Here is an 18,474-nt window from a genome sequence, read left to right on the forward strand (position 1 = left end):
CGATGAATACGCGGATTTTCGGTACCCTGAAATTTAAGCATGGCAATATCAAAGCAATTCATCATGAAATAAGGCCAACGATCAGCCTCAACTATCAGCCTAATATGGCAAGCAGTTATTATCAAACTTTGCAAGTAGATACAACCGGGCGTAAACAAAGAGTATCGGAATACTCTTATCCAGGAAGTGTGGGTGGTTTTAGTGAAACGACTTTTGGTGGTATCAATTTTGGTATCGACAATATTTTGCAGATGAAAGTATTAAATAAAAGCGATACGACGGGTGACCCGGATAAAGAAACAAAAATAGTGAGTTTGATAGATGGATTAAGCATCAATTCAGGCTACAATTTAGTGGCTGATTCTCTTAACTGGTCGCCCATAAGTATTAGCCTGCGTAGTTCACTTTTCAAGAATAAATTAAATTTCAATGCCAACATGACGGTTGATCAATATGAAACTGATGCATACGGCACACGTATTAATAAACTATTGTGGTCACAAGGAAAAATAGGACGCATATCCAATGGTACCATTTCAATGTCGACTTCTTTCTCGAGTAAAAAGACCGATCAGCACACCGATCAACAACGTGTGGCTAACGATCCTGATCCTAATATGCCGCCTGATCAGCAGATGCAACAATTAAATTATGTACGTGACCACGCTTCAGATTTTGTAGATTTCAATATTCCCTGGAATATACAGGCTTCGTATGCCATGGGCTTTAGTAAAGTAATCAATCCTGATTATAGTGGTTTTCACAATGTGTACAATTCGAGTTTAAATCTTAATGGGGACTTTAGTCTGTCGCCCAAATGGAAAGCCGGCGGAAGTATATATTTTGATGTTATCCATCATCAGGTAGGTATGATGACTTTATTCCTTACGCGCGATATGCACTGTTGGCAAATGGCCATTAATGTTTCACCTATCGGCCGCTTTAAATCATTCAGTATCGTGTTGAATCCTAAATCTGGTATTTTACGCGACTTGCGCATCAATCGTAGCAGATCCTTTTATTAATCGATCTCATTGAATAATCAATTTTCTTATTCACCTGTGGGAAACAATGCTTTCCTTTGTAAGCAACACCGTTAATAAAATGGCCGGCATTTACATACATATTCCCTATTGCAAAAAAGCATGTCACTATTGTAATTTTCATTTTTCTACGACAAAATATACCGTGTCTGAAATGCTACAAAGCATTAGACAGGAAGCTGTTTTAAGAAGGAATTATTTAAATGAAACTGTGCATACCGTTTATTTTGGAGGGGGAACTCCTTCAATGGTTTCACCTTTAGAACTTCAATTGGTTCTGGAAAAAATACAATCCCTTTTTACCCTAGATGCTCAAGCCGAAATAACGTTAGAAGCCAACCCTGATGATATCTCTAAAGATAATTTAATTGCTTGGAAGTCGGCCGGTTTCAATAGATTAAGCATTGGCGTCCAATCTTTTTACGCACTGGATTTGGAATGGATGAACCGCTCACACAATGTCACTCAAGCATTAGAGAGCATTGAGCTCGCACAAGCACATGGTTTCGAAAATATTTCTATCGATCTTATTTACGGGACGCCATTGTTAACAGATGAGTTGTGGCGAGAAAATTTAAAACGGGTCGCAGGATTAAATATTGTCCATTTGTCTGCATATGCGCTCACCGTGGAGCCTAAAACGGCTCTGGCTAAAATGATTGCGAAGGAAAAGGTTTCCGACATCCAACCGCAAAAACAGGTAGCGCAATTTGATATTTTGATGCAATGGGCGTCTGCGAATAATTTTGAACATTACGAAATATCTAATTTCGCAAAGCCGGGTTTTCGCAGCAAGCACAATAGCAACTATTGGCTGGGAACTGCCTATCTGGGACTTGGTCCATCGGCACACTCTTTTGATGGAAGTACCCGCCAATGGAATATTGCAAATAATGCACTTTATCTGCAATCTCTAAAGAAGCAGCTATTAAATTATGAACGGGAAACGCTTTCTCGCGAAAATAAAATCAATGAAATGCTTATGATTTCTTTGCGCACTATTGAAGGTATTGACTTAAAGAAAATGGAAGTACTCTATGGGAGAGCAGAGAAAGATAGAGTGAAAAATTTAGCAAAGAAATGGATTGACCGCCAGTATCTTTACGAAAAAGACAATCATTTGATGCTTACCAGTACAGGAAAGCATTATGCTGATGGTATTGCAGCGGATTTATTTTCGACATCCGACTAATGCAATAAACTTTCTAATCGTGAAAAAGCTGCCTCGGCTGAGGTATTATTCCACAAAATTTCATACACAGTATTTACAATCGGTGTTTCAGCTTTTATTTTTTCGTTAATATCAAAGATGCATTTGCTGGCGTTATAGCCTTCGGCAACCATATTGAGTTCAAGCTGCGCCGCTTTAACAGAATAACCTTTTCCTATCATTGTTCCGAACATGCGGTTACGACTATATAAGGAGTAGCAGGTAACTAATAAATCTCCTAAATACACTGATGATGCATATTTTGGATGGTCGCAATCGTTTTTATGTGATGATAATTTCTTTAGAAAAGTGATCATTTCGTCCGCCGCGTTGGCAATATATACGCTCAAAAAATTGTCTCCATAGTCAAGCCCATGAGCTATTCCGGATCCTAATGCATATATATTTTTTAATACAGCGGCATATTGCACACCTATCACATCTAAATTGATGCGCGTATTCAAATAAGGTGTTTGAAAGAGTGCTGCCATTGTTTGAACTTCGTTTTCATTAATTCCCGAGAAAGTCAGATAAGAAAGCTTTTCGGCGGCCACCTCTTCCGCATGGCACGGCCCCAAAACAGTAAAATATTGCTCTAAAGGGAAATTAAATTCTCTTAGCAGGTATTCATGAAGTAGTTCTATTTTCTCCGGTAAAATGCCTTTTACCGCTGAGATGATTTTTTTGCCTTTAAAAATATCGTCGGGTAATTCGTTTAAAGCATCGCTTACATAGGCAGAAGGGGTAGCAATCAATAATATATCAGAATTTTCGATCACAAAATGGATACTGTCACTAAAAGTAATTTTTGACACGTCAAAAAGCGATTTGGACAAATAACGTGGATTATGCCCGCGCTCTTTAAAATGTTCTATCGAACTGCTATTGCGAAACCACCAATTAATGGCATGTTTATTATCGGTTAGCAATTTTGCCAAGGCAGTAGCCCAACTCCCACTTCCCACAATTCCTACCTTACTCATATGTCTGATTTTTGTAAAGGCAAAATACAGCAAAAATTTAAATATTTTCTAATTTATTTGATCCATCACTATGGCGAATACGCCGGTTAGAAGATAGATATTTGCTTTAATGCAAAGCTATTTTTACATAAATATCTTTTTGCACGGTGAATTGTGCATTAATCACATTTTTCGCTGTAAAACTTTTTTTTGCGTTCAAAAGCCTCTATTTTTTGTGAAAAAACTATGAAACTATGTTAATAACTTTGTGCTTTGCATATGAATAAAATTTCTGTTGAACAAAGTTTTTTGGGAAGGTCTGGGACCCTATATTCGCTATTCTTTGCAAATAAATTATGAATTGATTGTGAAGAAATTATTATTAAATTGTAAACTAAAAGGCTGCACAATAAACATAACCAACAACTCGGTAACAGTTATAAAAAAAGGTAACAGAAAAGAAAAATAATTTACTATCAATGGACAATTTGCCAAATATAAATCGCAAAACAACAAGAAAAAAGACACCTGCTATAGATTTGAATCCCATGATGTATGGCAAAGTGCCTCCGCAGGCGAAAGAATTGGAAGAAGCAATTCTGGGGGCAGTAATGTTGGAAAAAGCGGCATTTGATAATGTGATAGAAATCATTCAATCAGAATGTTTTTATGTAGATGCACATCAACGTATTTTCAAGGCATGTGAGCGTTTGGCTGAAAAGAATATGCCTATCGATATGTTAACGGTCGTGGAAAATTTGAAAGCCAATGAAGAATTGGATTTGGTGGGGGGGGCTTTTTATATTTCTAAGCTTACAATGGCTGTAACTTCATCTGCCAATATTATTACGCATGGTCGTATTTTATTAGAGAAGTTTATTCAAAGAAAACTAATAGAAATAAGTGGAGAGATTATTAATAACGCTTACATAGAAAGTACCGATGTATTTGATTTGCTGGATGAGGCAGAACAAAAAATATTCAACATTACCAACAATTATTTAAAGAAGGATTATGATGATATTGGTGGTGCTCTTGCAAAAGCGATAACGAGAATAGATAAATTAAGACAGGAAAAAAATGAAATATCTGGTGTGCCTAGTGGCTTCCCAAGCATGGATAAAGTCACTTACGGCTGGCAGCCAAGTGATTTAATTATTTTGGCCGCAAGGCCTTCTGTAGGTAAAACCGCCTTTGCCCTTAATCTTATTCGTAATGCAGCGCTGCATCCGACACATCCAACGCCAGTAGCGTTCTTTTCTTTGGAGATGAGCTCTGCCCAGTTGGTACAGCGTATTCTTTCTGCTGAAAGTGAAATTAAATTGGAGAAAATATCGCGTGGAAATTTAGAAGATTATGAATACCAGCAATTGCAAACAAAAGGCATTCAAAGGTTAGAGCAGGCACCAATATTTATTGATGATACGGCGGCACTTAATATTTTTGAATTTCGGGCAAAAGCGCGCAGATTGGTTAACAAAAGCAAGGTGGGTTTAATTGTAATTGACTATTTGCAGTTGATGAGCGGGAGCGGAGACCGAAATTCAAATCGAGAACAAGAAATAAGTACTATTTCCAGGAACTTAAAAGTATTAGCTAAAGAATTGAATATTCCAATCATTGCTTTGAGTCAGTTGAGTCGTGCTGTAGAATCACGTAAAGAAAGTAAAATACCGCAGCTGAGCGATCTTAGGGAATCGGGCGCTATTGAACAAGATGCCGACATGGTTATGTTTATCTACCGTCCGGAATATTATGAAATGCAAAATGAACCATCCGGAGAAGTTATTCAGGGGGAAACATTAATTAAAATAGCCAAACATCGTAATGGCTCACTCGAAACAGTACATCTGCGCGCGAGGTTGGATATTCAAAAGTTTGAAGATGCAGGAACGGATTCTAATTTTACTACTAGCAGTTGGAAGCCAATGGGGCCAAAAGGTGGGGCACCTGAGTCCGGAGGAGGAGCGCAATTCTTTACTAAAGGCAGTAAGATGAATACCGGTGACTTCGATGATGGCTTTGAGAGTAATAATGCGCCATTTTAAATAATCTTATCCAATTTTATTTAGAAATATTTACCATTTATAGCCATTCTAACCATATTATTTTAAATAAAATATCCCTTACCTTAGAGGGATATTTTATTTATAGTTAAAGTAAGCTCATTTCATAAAAATAAATCAATGACTCTACATTTTTCTTCTTTCAAGAAAAAAATTGGCATACTGCTTTTTCTTATGGTCTCATGCGGATCTATTCATTTATTTGCACAAAGATTAGATACCCTTATCAATACGTTTGGTGCTAAATACCGGCCGGAAAGAATTCATCTACAATTTGATAAACAAACTTATTCCCCGCAGGAAACAATTTGGTTTAAAGGTTATATCTTCTCTGGTATTGCCCCGGAGCAGAAAAGTAAAAACCTGTATGTTGACTTCAGCGATGAGACCGGCAAGGTACTAGCTCACGATGTTTTCCCTATTTCAGAAGGTGTGAGTAGGGGCCAATTTGATATTCCGGATAGCTTAAAGGGCAATCTTATCCATGTGAGGGCCTATACTAAATGGATGCTCAATTTCGATACGGCATTTTTGTATAATAATAATCTAAACGTTATACAACCTAAGGCAAAACGTATAAAAGGGAAACCCCCGACACCGAAGGCCACCCTGTACTTTTTCCCTGAAGGTGGAGACGCTATTGCAGGATTGTCTACGAGAGTGGCGTTTATGGCAGAAGATCAATACGCCCAACCAGTGAATATCTCAGGTGAAGTAAAAGACAATGATGGAAATAAAGTAGCTGATTTATTAGTGCAACATGATGGTATGGGTAGTTTCTATTTTATTCCTGATGCCCAGAAAACATATACGGCTACCTGGAAAGATGGTCAAGGGGAAACACATACAACGACGCTTCCGGCTATTCATAAGGAAGGTATAACACTTTCTGTAAAGGCCTCAAACGGAGAAAAATTATTCGCTATTCAACGACCTGAGAACGCCGGCGACAATCTTAAAGAGTTACACGTGGTAGCAACCATGTACCAGCAAACTGTTTATTTGGCCAATATATCATTGGCAGACAAAACCATGATAAGTGGCGCAATACCTACCGCTTATTTTCCATCAGGAATATTGCAAATAACCGTTTTGGATAAGAACATGCGACCCTTAGCGGAAAGAATAGCTTTTGTAAAAGGTAAGGACGATACCTTTCATCCGGAAGTAGGGTTCTCTAAATTAAGTTTTGATAAAAGAGGTGCCAATGAACTTATAATAAATGTATTGGATTCTGTTCCTGCTAACCTGGCTGTATCGGTTACCGATGCGAGCATTGGTACAGACAGTAGTAATAATTTAGTCTCAGATATGCTGCTCTCGAGTCAAATAAAAGGAAAGGTATATAGACCCTTTTACTATTTTTTAAGTGATTCAGACAAAGTGAACAATGATTTAGATTTGGTCATGTTAACGCATGGCTGGCGTCGTTTTGACTGGGATAAAATCATTAATAAAGAGCCACTAAATATTGCCTATCCTAAGGACTCTACTTATTTAAGCCTTTCGGGGAAGGTTTTTGGAGCCACGCCGGCGCAATTGGCAGCCAGCGGAACCTTGTTCGCCATTATAAAATCTAAAGCGGACACAACGAATAAGTTTATAATGCTTCCACTCAATTCAGATGGTACCTTTTCTGATCCTAATGCGATATTCTTTGATTCTCTGAATGTGTATTATAAGTTTTCGGGCAAGAAGAATTATTTGCAAAATTCCGAAGTAACTTTTATGTCCGATAGGCTACCTTCTCCAGGCCATATTCCGATGAATTTTAATGACATTGTGAAAGCTAGATTATACGATACCACTGGCTTAGCTGGAAGCCGGAATTTATATGATCAATATTGGGCGATGGCTCATTTTAAAAGTGATAATGCATTGGCAACCGTTACGGTAAAGACGAAACAAAAATCGCTAACAGAAAAGCTGGATGACGAATACACGTCTGGTATGTTCAAGGACGACAATGGTTATACATTTGATGTAATGAATGATATTGCGGCACAAGGTGCAATGAATGTGTTCAGTTACTTACAAGGCCGAGTTGCCGGATTGCAAATTAGTAACCCTATGGCTACTCCCCCAGGCCTTTCCTGGCGCGGCAGCACGCCTTCACTATTTCTGGATGAGATACCTGTGTCTGACGCCAGTCAATTAAGTAACATGAGTATGAGTGATATTGCCATGATAAAAATATACCGCCCTCCATTTATGGGTGGTTTTGGGGGGAGCCCGGGTGGCGCTATTGCTGTATATACGCGCAAGGGTGCAGATGTTGCGGTTGATAGCAAAACGGGTATGCCTCATAAAACAATTGCAGGTTATACTGTTATCAGGGAGTTTTATTCGCCAAACTATTTGAGCCTTTCAGAAGATCAAGATAAATTTGATGCACGCTCTACTTTATATTGGAATTCGTTGATTATGACTACTCCTCAAAAGCATGAAGTAAGATTAAAATTCTTCAATAATGATTTTACAAAAGCTTATAGGATAATTTTGGAAGGGATAAACGATAACGGACAATTTACGCATGTTGAGAAAGTAATCCAGTAAAATAATAAAAGCTTAACTACACTTTCTATGTTTTTATGTAAAAAATTCTTAAATTGTTATCTTAAAAATTATTATTTTTATTTATCCTATTTAAAACAAAATTTATGAGTGAAGAACACAAAAGCTTTTTTGATAAAGCAAAAGAGGCATTATTTGGTTTAAAAGGTAAGGCAGAAGATGCATACGAAAATTTAAGCGAAAAAGCTGAAGATGCTTGGGATGCTACAAAGGAAAAAGCAGGCGAAGCATTGGACGCTGCAAAAGAAAAGACATCAGGACTTTCTGAAAAGGCTGAGGATGTATGGAATAGTGCTAAAGAAAAAGCCGGAGACGCAATGGAAGAAGCTAAGAGTAAAATAGATTCATTGACGCAGAGAGCACAAGAGGACAATTCCCAAGAAACTGCCTGATAAAGGCTTTCGCTAAAGCAAAAGGCAACCTAAATGAAGGCTGCCTTTTGCTTTTAGCATAGGTCCTGGTTGCTTTCGAACCAATACAGAAATCTACATATTGGAATATATCATCATTGGTATCTTTATGACCTATGTTGCAAGCACTAGAATAATATGATAACTGCTGTTAAAGATGTTATTTTTTCCATTTCATTTGTATACTTAAAAAACCACAAATGCACGAACTTAAGAAAATTCGAACAATTGTGGTTTTATATTAAGGATATACGCGATGATTATTTTAGCTCCCAGACTAAGGCGCTAGCGCCCAAAACAGCCGCGTCCGACTCTTTCAATTCACTCGGCATTATCTGTACTTTATTTCTGTATATGGGTAGAAGATTTGCTTCCATCGAACGTTTGGCCGGCTGAAAAATGAAATTGCCCGCATTGGTAAGCCCGCCGAAGAGTATGATTGCTTCAGGAGAAGAGAACATAACGAAATTTGCCAATGCTTTTCCCAATATTTCTCCGGTAAACCTATATGTTTCGACAGCTATTTCATCCCCTTGAATGGCACAATCATATACCAAACGGCTATCTATTTCATCCAAATCGTAGTGGCGTAAAAGGCTTGGCCTTTGTTTGTCTTTATCTAGTAATTCTAAAGCGGTAAGCCGCACCCCGGTTGCCGACGCATACGCTTCTAGGGGGCCTTCAAATCCGGTTGACCAGTGTTTTCGCCCGCCGGGAATGATAATAGTGTGGCCTAACTCTCCGGCAAAACCATCGTGACCATAAACCATTTCACCATTTACGACAATGCCACTACCTACTCCTGTACCAAGGGTAATCATTATAAAATCTTTCATTCCTTTGGCTGCACCATAGGTCATTTCACCAACAGCGGCCGCGTTAGCATCATTGGTTAATGCGGAAGGTAAGTTGAACCTTTCTTGAATTAATTTTACCAGTGGAATTTTACCAGACCATCTAAGATTAGGCGCATATTCAATATCACCGCTGTAATAGTTGCCATTGGGTGCGCCTATGCCAATACCACGAACCAATTTTTCGCTTCCAAACTGATTTAAAGAAGGTAAAATTGCCTGATACAATTCTTCGATATAATCTTCTATTTTTTCATGTTTATTGGTAGCAATAGCGCCCCGGTAACTAATTTCGCCCCGGTGATCTACAATTCCAAAGACGGTGTTCGTGCCACCTATATCAATACCGATGGCCATTTGTTGAGAGATAGGGATAGATAACATATTAAATACAGATTGTGTATTTTGAATTTAAAAAAATATTTGCATAAGTTGAAACCGCTGCAAAGTTAATGCCCTCCGCTGACTTTTACATCATAATCAATTCCCTGAGATGCCAATACTTTCTTAACTCTCCATGCATAAAATGCTAAATACAAGAAACATGCTACCGGGACAAAATAGGAAAACTGGATACCTAATAGGTGTGGAGAGGCTAAAAAGCCTTGAACAACTGCCATCACACCACCGCCCATAATCATCATAATAAGCATACTAGAGCCTTTATTGGTATATTTTCCCAATCCGGCAACTGCTAAAGTAAAAATACAAGGCCATAAAGTAGAACAAAATAATCCTACGCTGATAAAAGCAAATACACTCACCATGCCATCGGCAAAAATGCCTATTAGCAAGGCAGCTATCCCCATTCCACTAAAAATTAATAACTGGCGGGCCGGATTACCCTTACTTAAAATATCACATATGATCAGTCCTATAATAATGATTATATAAATATAGAAAGGTGTGATATCGTGCTGTGCAATTTTATTCACTAATAAGAAAACCCCAAAAGCGATATAAGGCATCAAGAACCTAAGGACGCCCTTTGCCCCTTTAGAAATATCAAAAGCACCAACCGAGCTGGTCCAGCGGCCAATCATCAAACTTGCCCAATACAAAGACACGAAAGGTGCGATTTTATCAGTTGCCGTGCCCAAATGTTCCTTCATGAATTCCGGAAGGTTAGATGCGGTGGTAACTTCTACTCCGACATATACAAATATAGCAATCATACCCAAAACCAATTGCGGGTATTTGAATACGCTGGAACGATGTATTACTTTACTTGCATCTGAAGCTTCATCTTCTGCTACCTCATCTAAATTTATTTTATTTGGAACTTTAGAAAATTTAAATATGATTGCTACCAAAACAAACGCTGCTCCCAGTATTAAATAAGGTGTTTTAATGCTTGAAATACTTGCATGAACATTCGTGGCAGTTACAGAACCAAAGATTGCAAAGCTGATAATCAAAGGACCGATTGTAGTTCCAAAATTATTAATCCCACCCGCCATACTTAGTCGTTGCGAACCGGTTTTCGGATCACCCATAATAATTGCCAATGGATTCGCGGCTATTTGCTGTAGGGCAAAACCTAGACCAACTATAAACAATCCGGAGATGAACAGTAAAAAGGAGGAGGTTTCCGCAGCTGGGTAGAACAATAATGTGCCCGCGGCTGAAATAATTAAGCCAACGGAAATGCCATTTTTGTATCCCAAATCCTGTAATAAATCTTTTTTTCTCGTTTCACTGATAATAAAGAAAATAATTGATCCAATAGTATAAGCAAAATAAAATGCGAAAGAAACCATCTGACTATAAGCCTGAGTTAAATGTAAATTTTCTTTAAAAACGGGGATCAAAATGTCATTACTTGCCGCAACGAAACCCCAAAAGAAAAATACAATAATTAAAGTGCCGAATTGCCCCCAATTTGTTTTGTGAGTGGGTTGATTTTGCATAGTTAAAAATTATTTAGATTGTTTAGTGAAATGACTGGCTAAAGTACTATAAGTTTTTTATTTTATATAAATTAATTCTATTGGAAAAGATAGCTATATAATTCTTCTACTTTGCCCAATGCCACCACTTCAATACCTGTTGACTTAATATTAAAACCTTTTTTGTTATATTTTGAAACAATAATTCTTTCAAAACCTAATTTTTCAGCTTCGGCTATACGCTGCTCAATGCGGTTTACTGCCCGTATCTCTCCATTTAACCCAACCTCACCCGCAAAGCATATTTGTTGGCTCAAGGGCACATCTTCATAAGAAGACAATAAAGCTGCAATGACCGCCAGATCAATCGAAGGATCTTCTACCTTCAAGCCTCCGGCAATATTTACAAATACATCCTTCATGCCAAATAAAAATCCGCCTCGCTTTTCTAATACGGCCAATAATAGTTGTAACCTTCGGAGGTCGAAACCGCTATTGGTACGTTGAGGAGTTCCATAAACACTTTGGGTAACCAGTGCTTGTACCTCAATTAACAGAGGGCGCATACCTTCCATACTTGCTGCAATCGCACTGCCACTCAGGTTATCTTCTTTTTGTGTTATTAGAATTTCTGAAGGATTACTGACCGCACGCATACCCTGATTATTCATTTCATAAATGCCCAACTCAGCAGTACTGCCAAAACGATTTTTCAGGGTTCGTAAAATTCGATAGGTATAATGTCGATCACCTTCAAACTGTAAAACCGTATCTACCATGTGTTCCAAAATTTTAGGACCGGCAATATTCCCGTCTTTGGTAATATGACCTATCAAAAAGACGGGAGTGTTGGTTTCTTTGGCAAAACGTTGAAATTCTGCTGCACATTCGCGTATCTGGGATACACTTCCCGGGGAAGCATCTATTACGTCAGAATGTAATGTTTGCACACTATCGACAATTACCAACTGCGGTTTTAGTTTTTTTATTTCTTTAAAAATCCCTTGTGTAGCTGTTTCTGTAAGCAGGTAGAAATTTTCATTACGAATATTTAACCGGTCTGCACGCATTTTTATCTGTTGGGCACTTTCCTCTCCACTTATATATAACGTTACTATTTCATCTATGTGTAAAGCCGTTTGTAAAAACAAAGTACTCTTGCCAATTCCCGGTTCGCCAGCAACTAATACAATACTTCCTGGTACAATACCGCCGCCCAATACCCGGTTTATTTCCTGATCTTTGGTATAAATTCTACTTTCTTCCGTTGTATTTATTTCGCTTAACGAAACAATTTTTGCATCTTTTGTATGGGCATCCTTATGATAATTTTTCCAAGTGGAAGCTGCATCGGTCCCACGATCAACCACCTCCTCTACAAAAGTATTCCACTCATTACAAGCGGGGCATTTGCCCAGCCATTTGGCAGATTCGTAACCACAATTACTACAAAAGAAAGCTGTTTTTGTTTTGGCCATTTATCGGTTATTTGTTGTCCACTATTTATTGTCTGAAAAGTTATGGATGATTAATCATTTGTAGCCTAAATATATTTAGTATAGAGCATATACAATACTTTTCTTTCTTCGGGTGAAAGTGAAGTGTCTTCAGAATCTATACCACAAAAATGTCGGCGAAAAGCTATAATGGCTTTCCCTACGTCGTGAACGTCGTAGCCAATAATACGTAAAGCCTGAAACTCGTTAAAATCTTTTGGAACCACCACATTTGTCGTGTCATCCCACCAAAGGCCAAAGCCTTTCCCCGCCAATAATTTCCAGGGAAAATTTACATTAGGATCGTTTTTTCTGTTTGGCGCATAATCGGCGTGGCCAATAAAATTCGCGGTAGGAATATTGAAACGTTCTTTCAAATTTTCCAATACTGCCAATAAGCTGTTTATTTGTTTATCGGTAAATGGCTCAAAGCCATCATTGTCTAGTTCGATTCCTACAGAGCAAGAATTCATATCAGTAATATTTCCCCATTTTCCTTGTCCAGCCTGCCAGGCGCGCAAATAGTCGTTTACCATGTGATGGACGGTTCCATCACGGCCAATTAGATAATTTGCACTCACCTGAGTTCTTTCTAACGTAAAAGTTCGCAAAGTTTCATTAACTGAATCCTGCGAGGTATGATGAATAATCACAAACTGCGGTTTACGAAGATTGAAATTAACAGAACCTACAAAATCTTTTGCATAATTTACATCTTTACCTGTCGTACTTGGTAGTGCCGAAATCGTATCTGCATATGCAGCAGCAAGTTTTGTGTAAACATAATTGGCGTAATTAGCATCGTAATATTTTGTACTATCCCTTATAACTTCTAAATCCACTTCTTCCTTTTTTTGTTCTTTTGAAGATTTTGGTTTCGGTAGTTTCCGATTATGTCTGGAATGGTGTGTTGTCGCCAAATTATTGTTGGCTGAGTCTGTATGCCTTAAAGCTTCTGCCCGTTCTGCCTTCAATTGCTCTATTCGGCTGGGAATAGCTTTTCGGGCACAGCCAGCCATGCTTATCAGTGCGATAAATATTAGAACAATCATTTGTCTTGTACTCAATTTTTTCATTCCATTTCTTTTATTAGGCTATATAATATCAGCGGTCGTGAAACTATCTTTTACAACTACCTTGCCTTTTTCATTTTTACACAAAGTACAACATTCAACTTGCGCGTCATGTTCAAAAAATAAAATGTAATCTTTTGCCAGTGCTTCTTCTAAAAAAATAGTCTTTTCTTGAATAGTTTGTAAAGGAAACATATCATAACTGGCGATATAGGGTGTGAGCAAATGAGCGGCAGTAGGGATAAGATCAGCGACGAAGACCACTGTGCGATTTTTATACCGGATTTGCGGAAGCATCATGTCTTTGGTATGGCCGGAGACAAAACGAATAGAAATATTGTCAGTAAAAGAAATGAGCTCATGATTTTTTGGTATATCAATAAACTGCAATTGTTTACTTTCTTGTAAGGGTAGAATATTCTCTTTTAAGAAAGAAGCACTTTCTCTTGCATTTGGCTCTTTAGCCCAATTCCAGTGACTCTTATTAGACCAATAAACCGCATTTTTAAAAGTAGGGGCTAACAATTTACCGCTTTTTTCGACAGCACCCCCTACATGATCAAAATGTAAATGGGTTAAAAAAACATCCGTAATATCTTCTTTTGAGTAGCCATGTTTTGCTAAAGATTTGTCTAAGGTATTGCTACCATGCAGTAAATAACGACTCAAGAATTTCTCGTCTTGTTTATTACCAATACCGGTATCAATTAATATAAGTCGTTCTTCGTCCTTTATCAGTAAACAACGCATAGCCAATTCACACATATTATTTTCATCGGCCGGAAGTAGTTTATTCCAGAGTGCTTTAGGTACTACGCCGAACATTGCTCCGCCGTCAAGCCGAAACAATTCTGTATCAATTGTGTAAAGTTTCATTTCACTTATTGTTAATTCATTTTGCACCAGAAAATGATACTGTATTCCATTTTAAGCCTCTGTAGCCCATTTGTCACGGTCATCGGGTGAAAATTGCCATGGTGCAAAATTATTTTCTACATTATTAAACATGGCATTCCACTCCTGTGGTGCCTTGCTTTCATCCATTACCAAATAACGACGCATTTGTAAAATAATATCAAGAGGTGATATGCTTACGGGGCATTCCTGTACGCAGGCGTTGCAGGTAGTACAAGCGTTTAGTTCTTCTTCCGTAATATAATTGTATAATAAAGTTTTTCCATCATCCTCAAAAGTTTTATGTTTAGAAATATTTCTTCCCACTTCTTCTAAACGGTCCCTTGTCTTCATCATAATGGTACGGGGGCTTAAAATCTTTCCTGTCATATTCGCAGGACATGCAGCAGAACAACGTCCACATTCAGTACAAGTATAAGCATCCAATAAATTTTTCCAACTTAAATCAAATACATCTTTTGCCCCAAAATTCTTAGGCTCCTCTGAAGAAGATTCAGTAGGCGCCAACTCCGGCTGCATAGTATATAATACTTCCTGCTGGATTTCCGGCATATTTTTCATCTCGCCTTTGGGTTTTAAAGACGCATAATAGGCATTAGGGAATGCTAAAATAATGTGCAAGTGTTTAGAATAAGGCAAGTAATTCATAAATGCCAAAATGCCGACGATATGTAGCCACCAAGCACTTCGCTCCACAACTATTAAAGTAGAATTATTCAATCCGTTGAACAAAGGGTGTAATAAGGAAGAAAGTAAAAAATGAGTGGTTGGCGTATTTACATATTCGCCTACACCACGCATATTTAAAATAGTATCACAGCTGTTCATCGTAAGAAACAAAGACATTAAGATGATTTCGGAAATCAGTATATAGTTCGCATCACTGTGTGGAAAGCCAATAAGATCACTACTGGCCAACCTTTTTACTTTTACCATATTCCTTCTGATGAGAAAAATGATACATGCGACTAATACCAGAAGTGCAAGTACTTCAAAAGCATTAATGAGGTAAATATACCACTCGCCAATACCTGCGAACAGGCGATGATAACCTAAAATGCCATCTAAAATGATTTCGAAAATTTCTATATTGATAATGATGAAACCTGCGTAGACAAAAAGATGTAGCATAGCCACCAGTGGGTTACGAAACATTTTTTTCTGACCAAGTGCAAGCAATAATACATTTTTAATGCGCTTGGCTTTATGGTCATTCAAATCCTCGTCGCGGCCTAAACGAATATTGTGTGCAATATTGCGACAGTTTTTTACAAAAAGCGTTATCGCCAAAACGAATATTAAAACAAAAATAATTTGAGACAAGATGTGCATACCTACGAGTTGATGCGCTAAGATAATTGATAATTGGGAAATGATAGAGTCAATTATTTTTTGAATTGACTATTAGATTCATTTTGAAGACAGCCGAAATCTCTGGGTGCAGTCTTTATTGGTTTTATCTATAAAATATTTCCGTCTTTCAACGCAAATATAGTAGATTTGGCGATAGAAAAAGTTTTACAGGTATGACGAAGCATAGTATCCTTTCTAAAGAGTCGGCGCAGGAAAAAATACACCGAATGGCGCTCGAAATTGCCGAAAATATTAGCGAAGACGAGGGTGGGCTAATATTGATTGGTATTGAAAAAAACGGGTTGGCTATCGCCGCAAAAATAAAATTCTTTTTAGAAAAATATTATCCCAAAGCAATAGATATCCTTTCGCTTTCTTTAAACAAAGATTTCCCAACAGAGATTTCATTGAATAAAAAAGTCGATTTCAATAACAAAAATATTATATTGATAGACGATGTGAGTAACAGTGGTAAAACCTTGCTTTATGCGCTAAAACCCTTGCTCGAATATCATCCCAGAAGAATACAGACTTTGGTAATGATAGAAAGAATGCACAAACTTTTCCCTATCAAACCCGATTATGTGGGACTTTCTTTAGCGACTACCTCACAAGATCATATTCGTGTAATTATTGAAGACGGTGACTTGGTGGGTGTTACGTTTGAATAAACATATATTAAAATACATACATAAATAAATCAATCAATCATGGACGTGCAAATTCAACAGCGAGTAAATAGTTGGCTAAGTGGCAGTTACGACCAGCAAACGAAAGATGCTATAAAAATTCTTGAAAAAGAAAATCCCAATGATCTTATAGAAGCGTTTTATAAAAATCTGGAATTTGGTACGGGTGGACTCCGAGGCATTATGGGTGTGGGTACTAACCGAATGAATAAATACACTGTGGGTACCGCCACCCAGGGTTTCGCCAATTATTTAAACAAAATATATCCCAACCAACAGATAAAAGTAGCTATCGCGCACGACTGTCGCAATAATAGCCGCTTTTTTGCAGAAACCACCGCCCATGTTTTTGCGGCTAATGGCATCAAAGTTTTTTTATTTGATAGCCTGCGGCCGACACCTGAGCTGTCTTTTGCCATCAGACATTTAGGTTGCCAAGGAGGCGTAGTATGCACTGCTTCTCATAATCCTAAAGAATATAATGGCTATAAGGCTTACGGAAATGATGGTGGTCAACTAGTTCCCCCACATGATGTAAATGTAATGAATGAAGTAGCAGCGATTGAAAATATTGATGAAGTAATGTTCTCGGGCGGCGAACAACTTATTACTATCATTGGAAAGGAGATAGATGATGCATATATTGCCATGGTTAAAGGCTTGAGCGTATATCCTGATGCCATTGAGCAGCAAAAAGATCTAAAAATTGTCTATACGCCTATACACGGTAGCGGTATTAAACTTGTGCCAAGAGTGCTGGAAACATTCGGGTTTACCAATGTGCATATCGTGAAAGAACAGGAAATACCCGACGGTAATTTTCCTACAGTCATTTATCCAAATCCAGAAGAAGCAGAAACAATGAGTCTGGGGCTGAAATTGGCAAAAGAACTGGATGCCGATATTCTATTAGGCACTGATCCTGATGCAGACCGTGTAGGGGTGGGTATAAAAAATCATAAGGGCGATTGGGTGCTCATGAATGGTAATCAAACGGCAGTACTGGCGTTTGCATATATGATTGAAGCGCGTAAGGCCAAGAATATCGCGCAACCCAATGATATGATCGTTAAAACAATTGTTACTACCTATATGATCGATGACATTGCCAAAAGCAATGACGTTGCTTGTTATAACGTCCTTACAGGCTTCAAATGGATCGCAGAACTAATTAAAGAAAAAGAAAATAAAGAGCATTACGTTATTGGCGGAGAAGAAAGTTTTGGATTAATGATAGGCGATAAAGTTCGCGATAAAGATTCTGTTTCTGCAGTGGCACTGCTTTGTGAAATGGCCGCTTACGAAAAAGGTAAAGGCAAAACGCTGTATGATAAATTGATTGAACTCTATATTGAGTATGGATTTTATTACGAGAAATTAATCAGTATTACTAAGAAAGGGATGCATGGCCAGGAAGAAATTGCCGAGATGATGAAAGGCTATCGGGATAATCCACCAAAAGAATTGAATGGCTCAAAAGTAGCACAATTGCTAGATTACAAACTACAAATTGGAAAAAAATTAGATAATGGCCAAACATGGAAAATAGATTTGCCACAAAGTAATGTGTTGCAATTTATCTTAGAAGATGGCTCTCAAATATCGGCTCGGCCTTCCGGTACAGAGCCAAAAATAAAATTTTATTTTAGTGTAAAAACTGAATTGAAAAGTAAAGAAGAGTTTGACGAGAAACTCGCTTCTTTGGAAGATAAAATAAACGCATTGATGAAAGATTTGAAATTGTAGTTTTTTTCTGGAGAATAATCCTCGAAAATGATCTGCTAGTGGGCTAAGTAGTCGATGTACTTGAATATCTAGAATTATGGAGCAATGGTCGTACGTCAAAACTTAATCCAATTAGCAGAAGCGGAAATGGAAGCATCCCAGCTCGAACTTGGACATTTTTTGCAATACTTGAATTTAGTATTTACCCTTTTTCT

14 protein-coding genes are annotated in these 18,474 nt (G+C 37.8%); 7 read left to right on the forward strand and 7 right to left on the reverse strand.

The annotated features are described in order from the left end of the window. Together ACQR30_RS12015 and hemW are read left to right on the forward strand one after the other, a co-directional pair. Nucleotides 1-1,025: putative LPS assembly protein LptD (locus tag ACQR30_RS12015; protein ID WP_429735401.1), on the forward strand; the 1,025-nt coding region annotated here is incomplete at its 5' end. A gap of 79 nt (nucleotides 1,026-1,104) precedes the next feature. After that, the gene (gene hemW / locus ACQR30_RS12020) at nucleotides 1,105-2,235 is read left to right on the forward strand and encodes a radical SAM family heme chaperone HemW (RefSeq protein ID WP_429735427.1); all 1,131 of its coding nucleotides are present in this window, start codon (nucleotides 1,105-1,107) and stop codon (nucleotides 2,233-2,235) included. Here the strand turns inward: hemW and ACQR30_RS12025 are convergent. After that, nucleotides 2,232-3,236 (reverse strand): NAD(P)H-dependent glycerol-3-phosphate dehydrogenase, encoded by a 1,005-nt coding sequence (locus tag ACQR30_RS12025; protein ID WP_429735403.1) that lies wholly within the window; start codon nucleotides 3,234-3,236, stop codon nucleotides 2,232-2,234. The two genes, hemW and ACQR30_RS12025, sit on opposite strands and share 4 nt — an antisense overlap. A gap of 458 nt (nucleotides 3,237-3,694) precedes the next feature. Here ACQR30_RS12025 and dnaB point away from each other — a divergent pair, with 458 nt between their 5' ends. The 3 genes from dnaB (at nucleotide 3,695) to ACQR30_RS12040 (ending at nucleotide 8,247) form a co-directional block, all read left to right on the forward strand. Next, nucleotides 3,695-5,263, forward strand: coding sequence for a replicative DNA helicase (gene dnaB / locus ACQR30_RS12030; RefSeq protein WP_429735405.1), 1,569 nt, complete (start codon nucleotides 3,695-3,697; stop codon nucleotides 5,261-5,263). Nucleotides 5,264-5,401: 138 nt separating this feature from the next. Beyond that, nucleotides 5,402-7,837 (forward strand): hypothetical protein, encoded by a 2,436-nt coding sequence (locus tag ACQR30_RS12035; protein WP_429735407.1) that lies wholly within the window; start codon nucleotides 5,402-5,404, stop codon nucleotides 7,835-7,837. A 104-nt stretch (nucleotides 7,838-7,941) separates the two neighbouring features. Continuing rightward, on the forward strand, nucleotides 7,942-8,247 hold the full coding sequence (locus ACQR30_RS12040) for a hypothetical protein (RefSeq protein ID WP_429735409.1): 306 nt from the start codon (nucleotides 7,942-7,944) through the stop codon (nucleotides 8,245-8,247). Nucleotides 8,248-8,525: 278 nt separating this feature from the next. Here ACQR30_RS12040 and ACQR30_RS12045 read toward each other — a convergent pair whose 3' ends face one another. From ACQR30_RS12045 to ACQR30_RS12070, 6 genes are all read right to left on the reverse strand, one after another. Further along, entirely contained in the window at nucleotides 8,526-9,503 is a 978-nt protein-coding gene (locus ACQR30_RS12045; RefSeq protein ID WP_429735411.1) for an ROK family protein, read from the reverse strand. Nucleotides 9,504-9,568: 65 nt separating this feature from the next. After that, a complete protein-coding gene (locus tag ACQR30_RS12050; protein ID WP_429735413.1) occupies nucleotides 9,569-11,029 on the reverse strand; it encodes an MFS transporter in 1,461 nt (486 codons plus the stop codon). Between the two features lie 77 nt (nucleotides 11,030-11,106). After that, entirely contained in the window at nucleotides 11,107-12,486 is a 1,380-nt protein-coding gene (radA, locus tag ACQR30_RS12055) for a DNA repair protein RadA (RefSeq protein WP_429735415.1), read from the reverse strand. A 65-nt stretch (nucleotides 12,487-12,551) separates the two neighbouring features. After that, nucleotides 12,552-13,580 carry an N-acetylmuramoyl-L-alanine amidase gene (locus ACQR30_RS12060; protein WP_429735417.1) on the reverse strand — a complete coding sequence of 343 codons (1,029 nt, stop codon included), beginning with the start codon at nucleotides 13,578-13,580 and terminating at the stop codon, nucleotides 12,552-12,554. 18 nt (nucleotides 13,581-13,598) lie between these two features. Beyond that, nucleotides 13,599-14,453: an MBL fold metallo-hydrolase gene (locus ACQR30_RS12065; protein WP_429735419.1), complete on the reverse strand. Its 855-nt coding sequence runs from the start codon at nucleotides 14,451-14,453 to the stop codon at nucleotides 13,599-13,601. 51 nt (nucleotides 14,454-14,504) lie between these two features. Next, complete coding sequence (locus tag ACQR30_RS12070; RefSeq protein ID WP_429735421.1) at nucleotides 14,505-15,782, reverse strand: 4Fe-4S dicluster domain-containing protein; 1,278 nt, start codon at nucleotides 15,780-15,782, stop codon at nucleotides 14,505-14,507. Nucleotides 15,783-16,018: 236 nt separating this feature from the next. Here ACQR30_RS12070 and ACQR30_RS12075 point away from each other — a divergent pair, with 236 nt between their 5' ends. Together ACQR30_RS12075 and ACQR30_RS12080 are read left to right on the forward strand one after the other, a co-directional pair. Further along, on the forward strand, nucleotides 16,019-16,516 hold the full coding sequence (locus ACQR30_RS12075; protein ID WP_429735423.1) for a phosphoribosyltransferase family protein: 498 nt from the start codon (nucleotides 16,019-16,021) through the stop codon (nucleotides 16,514-16,516). A 39-nt stretch (nucleotides 16,517-16,555) separates the two neighbouring features. Next, nucleotides 16,556-18,280, forward strand: a complete 1,725-nt coding sequence (locus ACQR30_RS12080) for a phospho-sugar mutase (RefSeq protein ID WP_429735425.1) — start codon at nucleotides 16,556-16,558, stop codon at nucleotides 18,278-18,280. Nucleotides 18,281-18,474: the final 194 nt, after the last annotated feature.

The organism is Arachidicoccus sp., assembly GCF_050436765.1.
GTDB lineage: Bacteria > Bacteroidota > Bacteroidia > Chitinophagales > Chitinophagaceae > Arachidicoccus.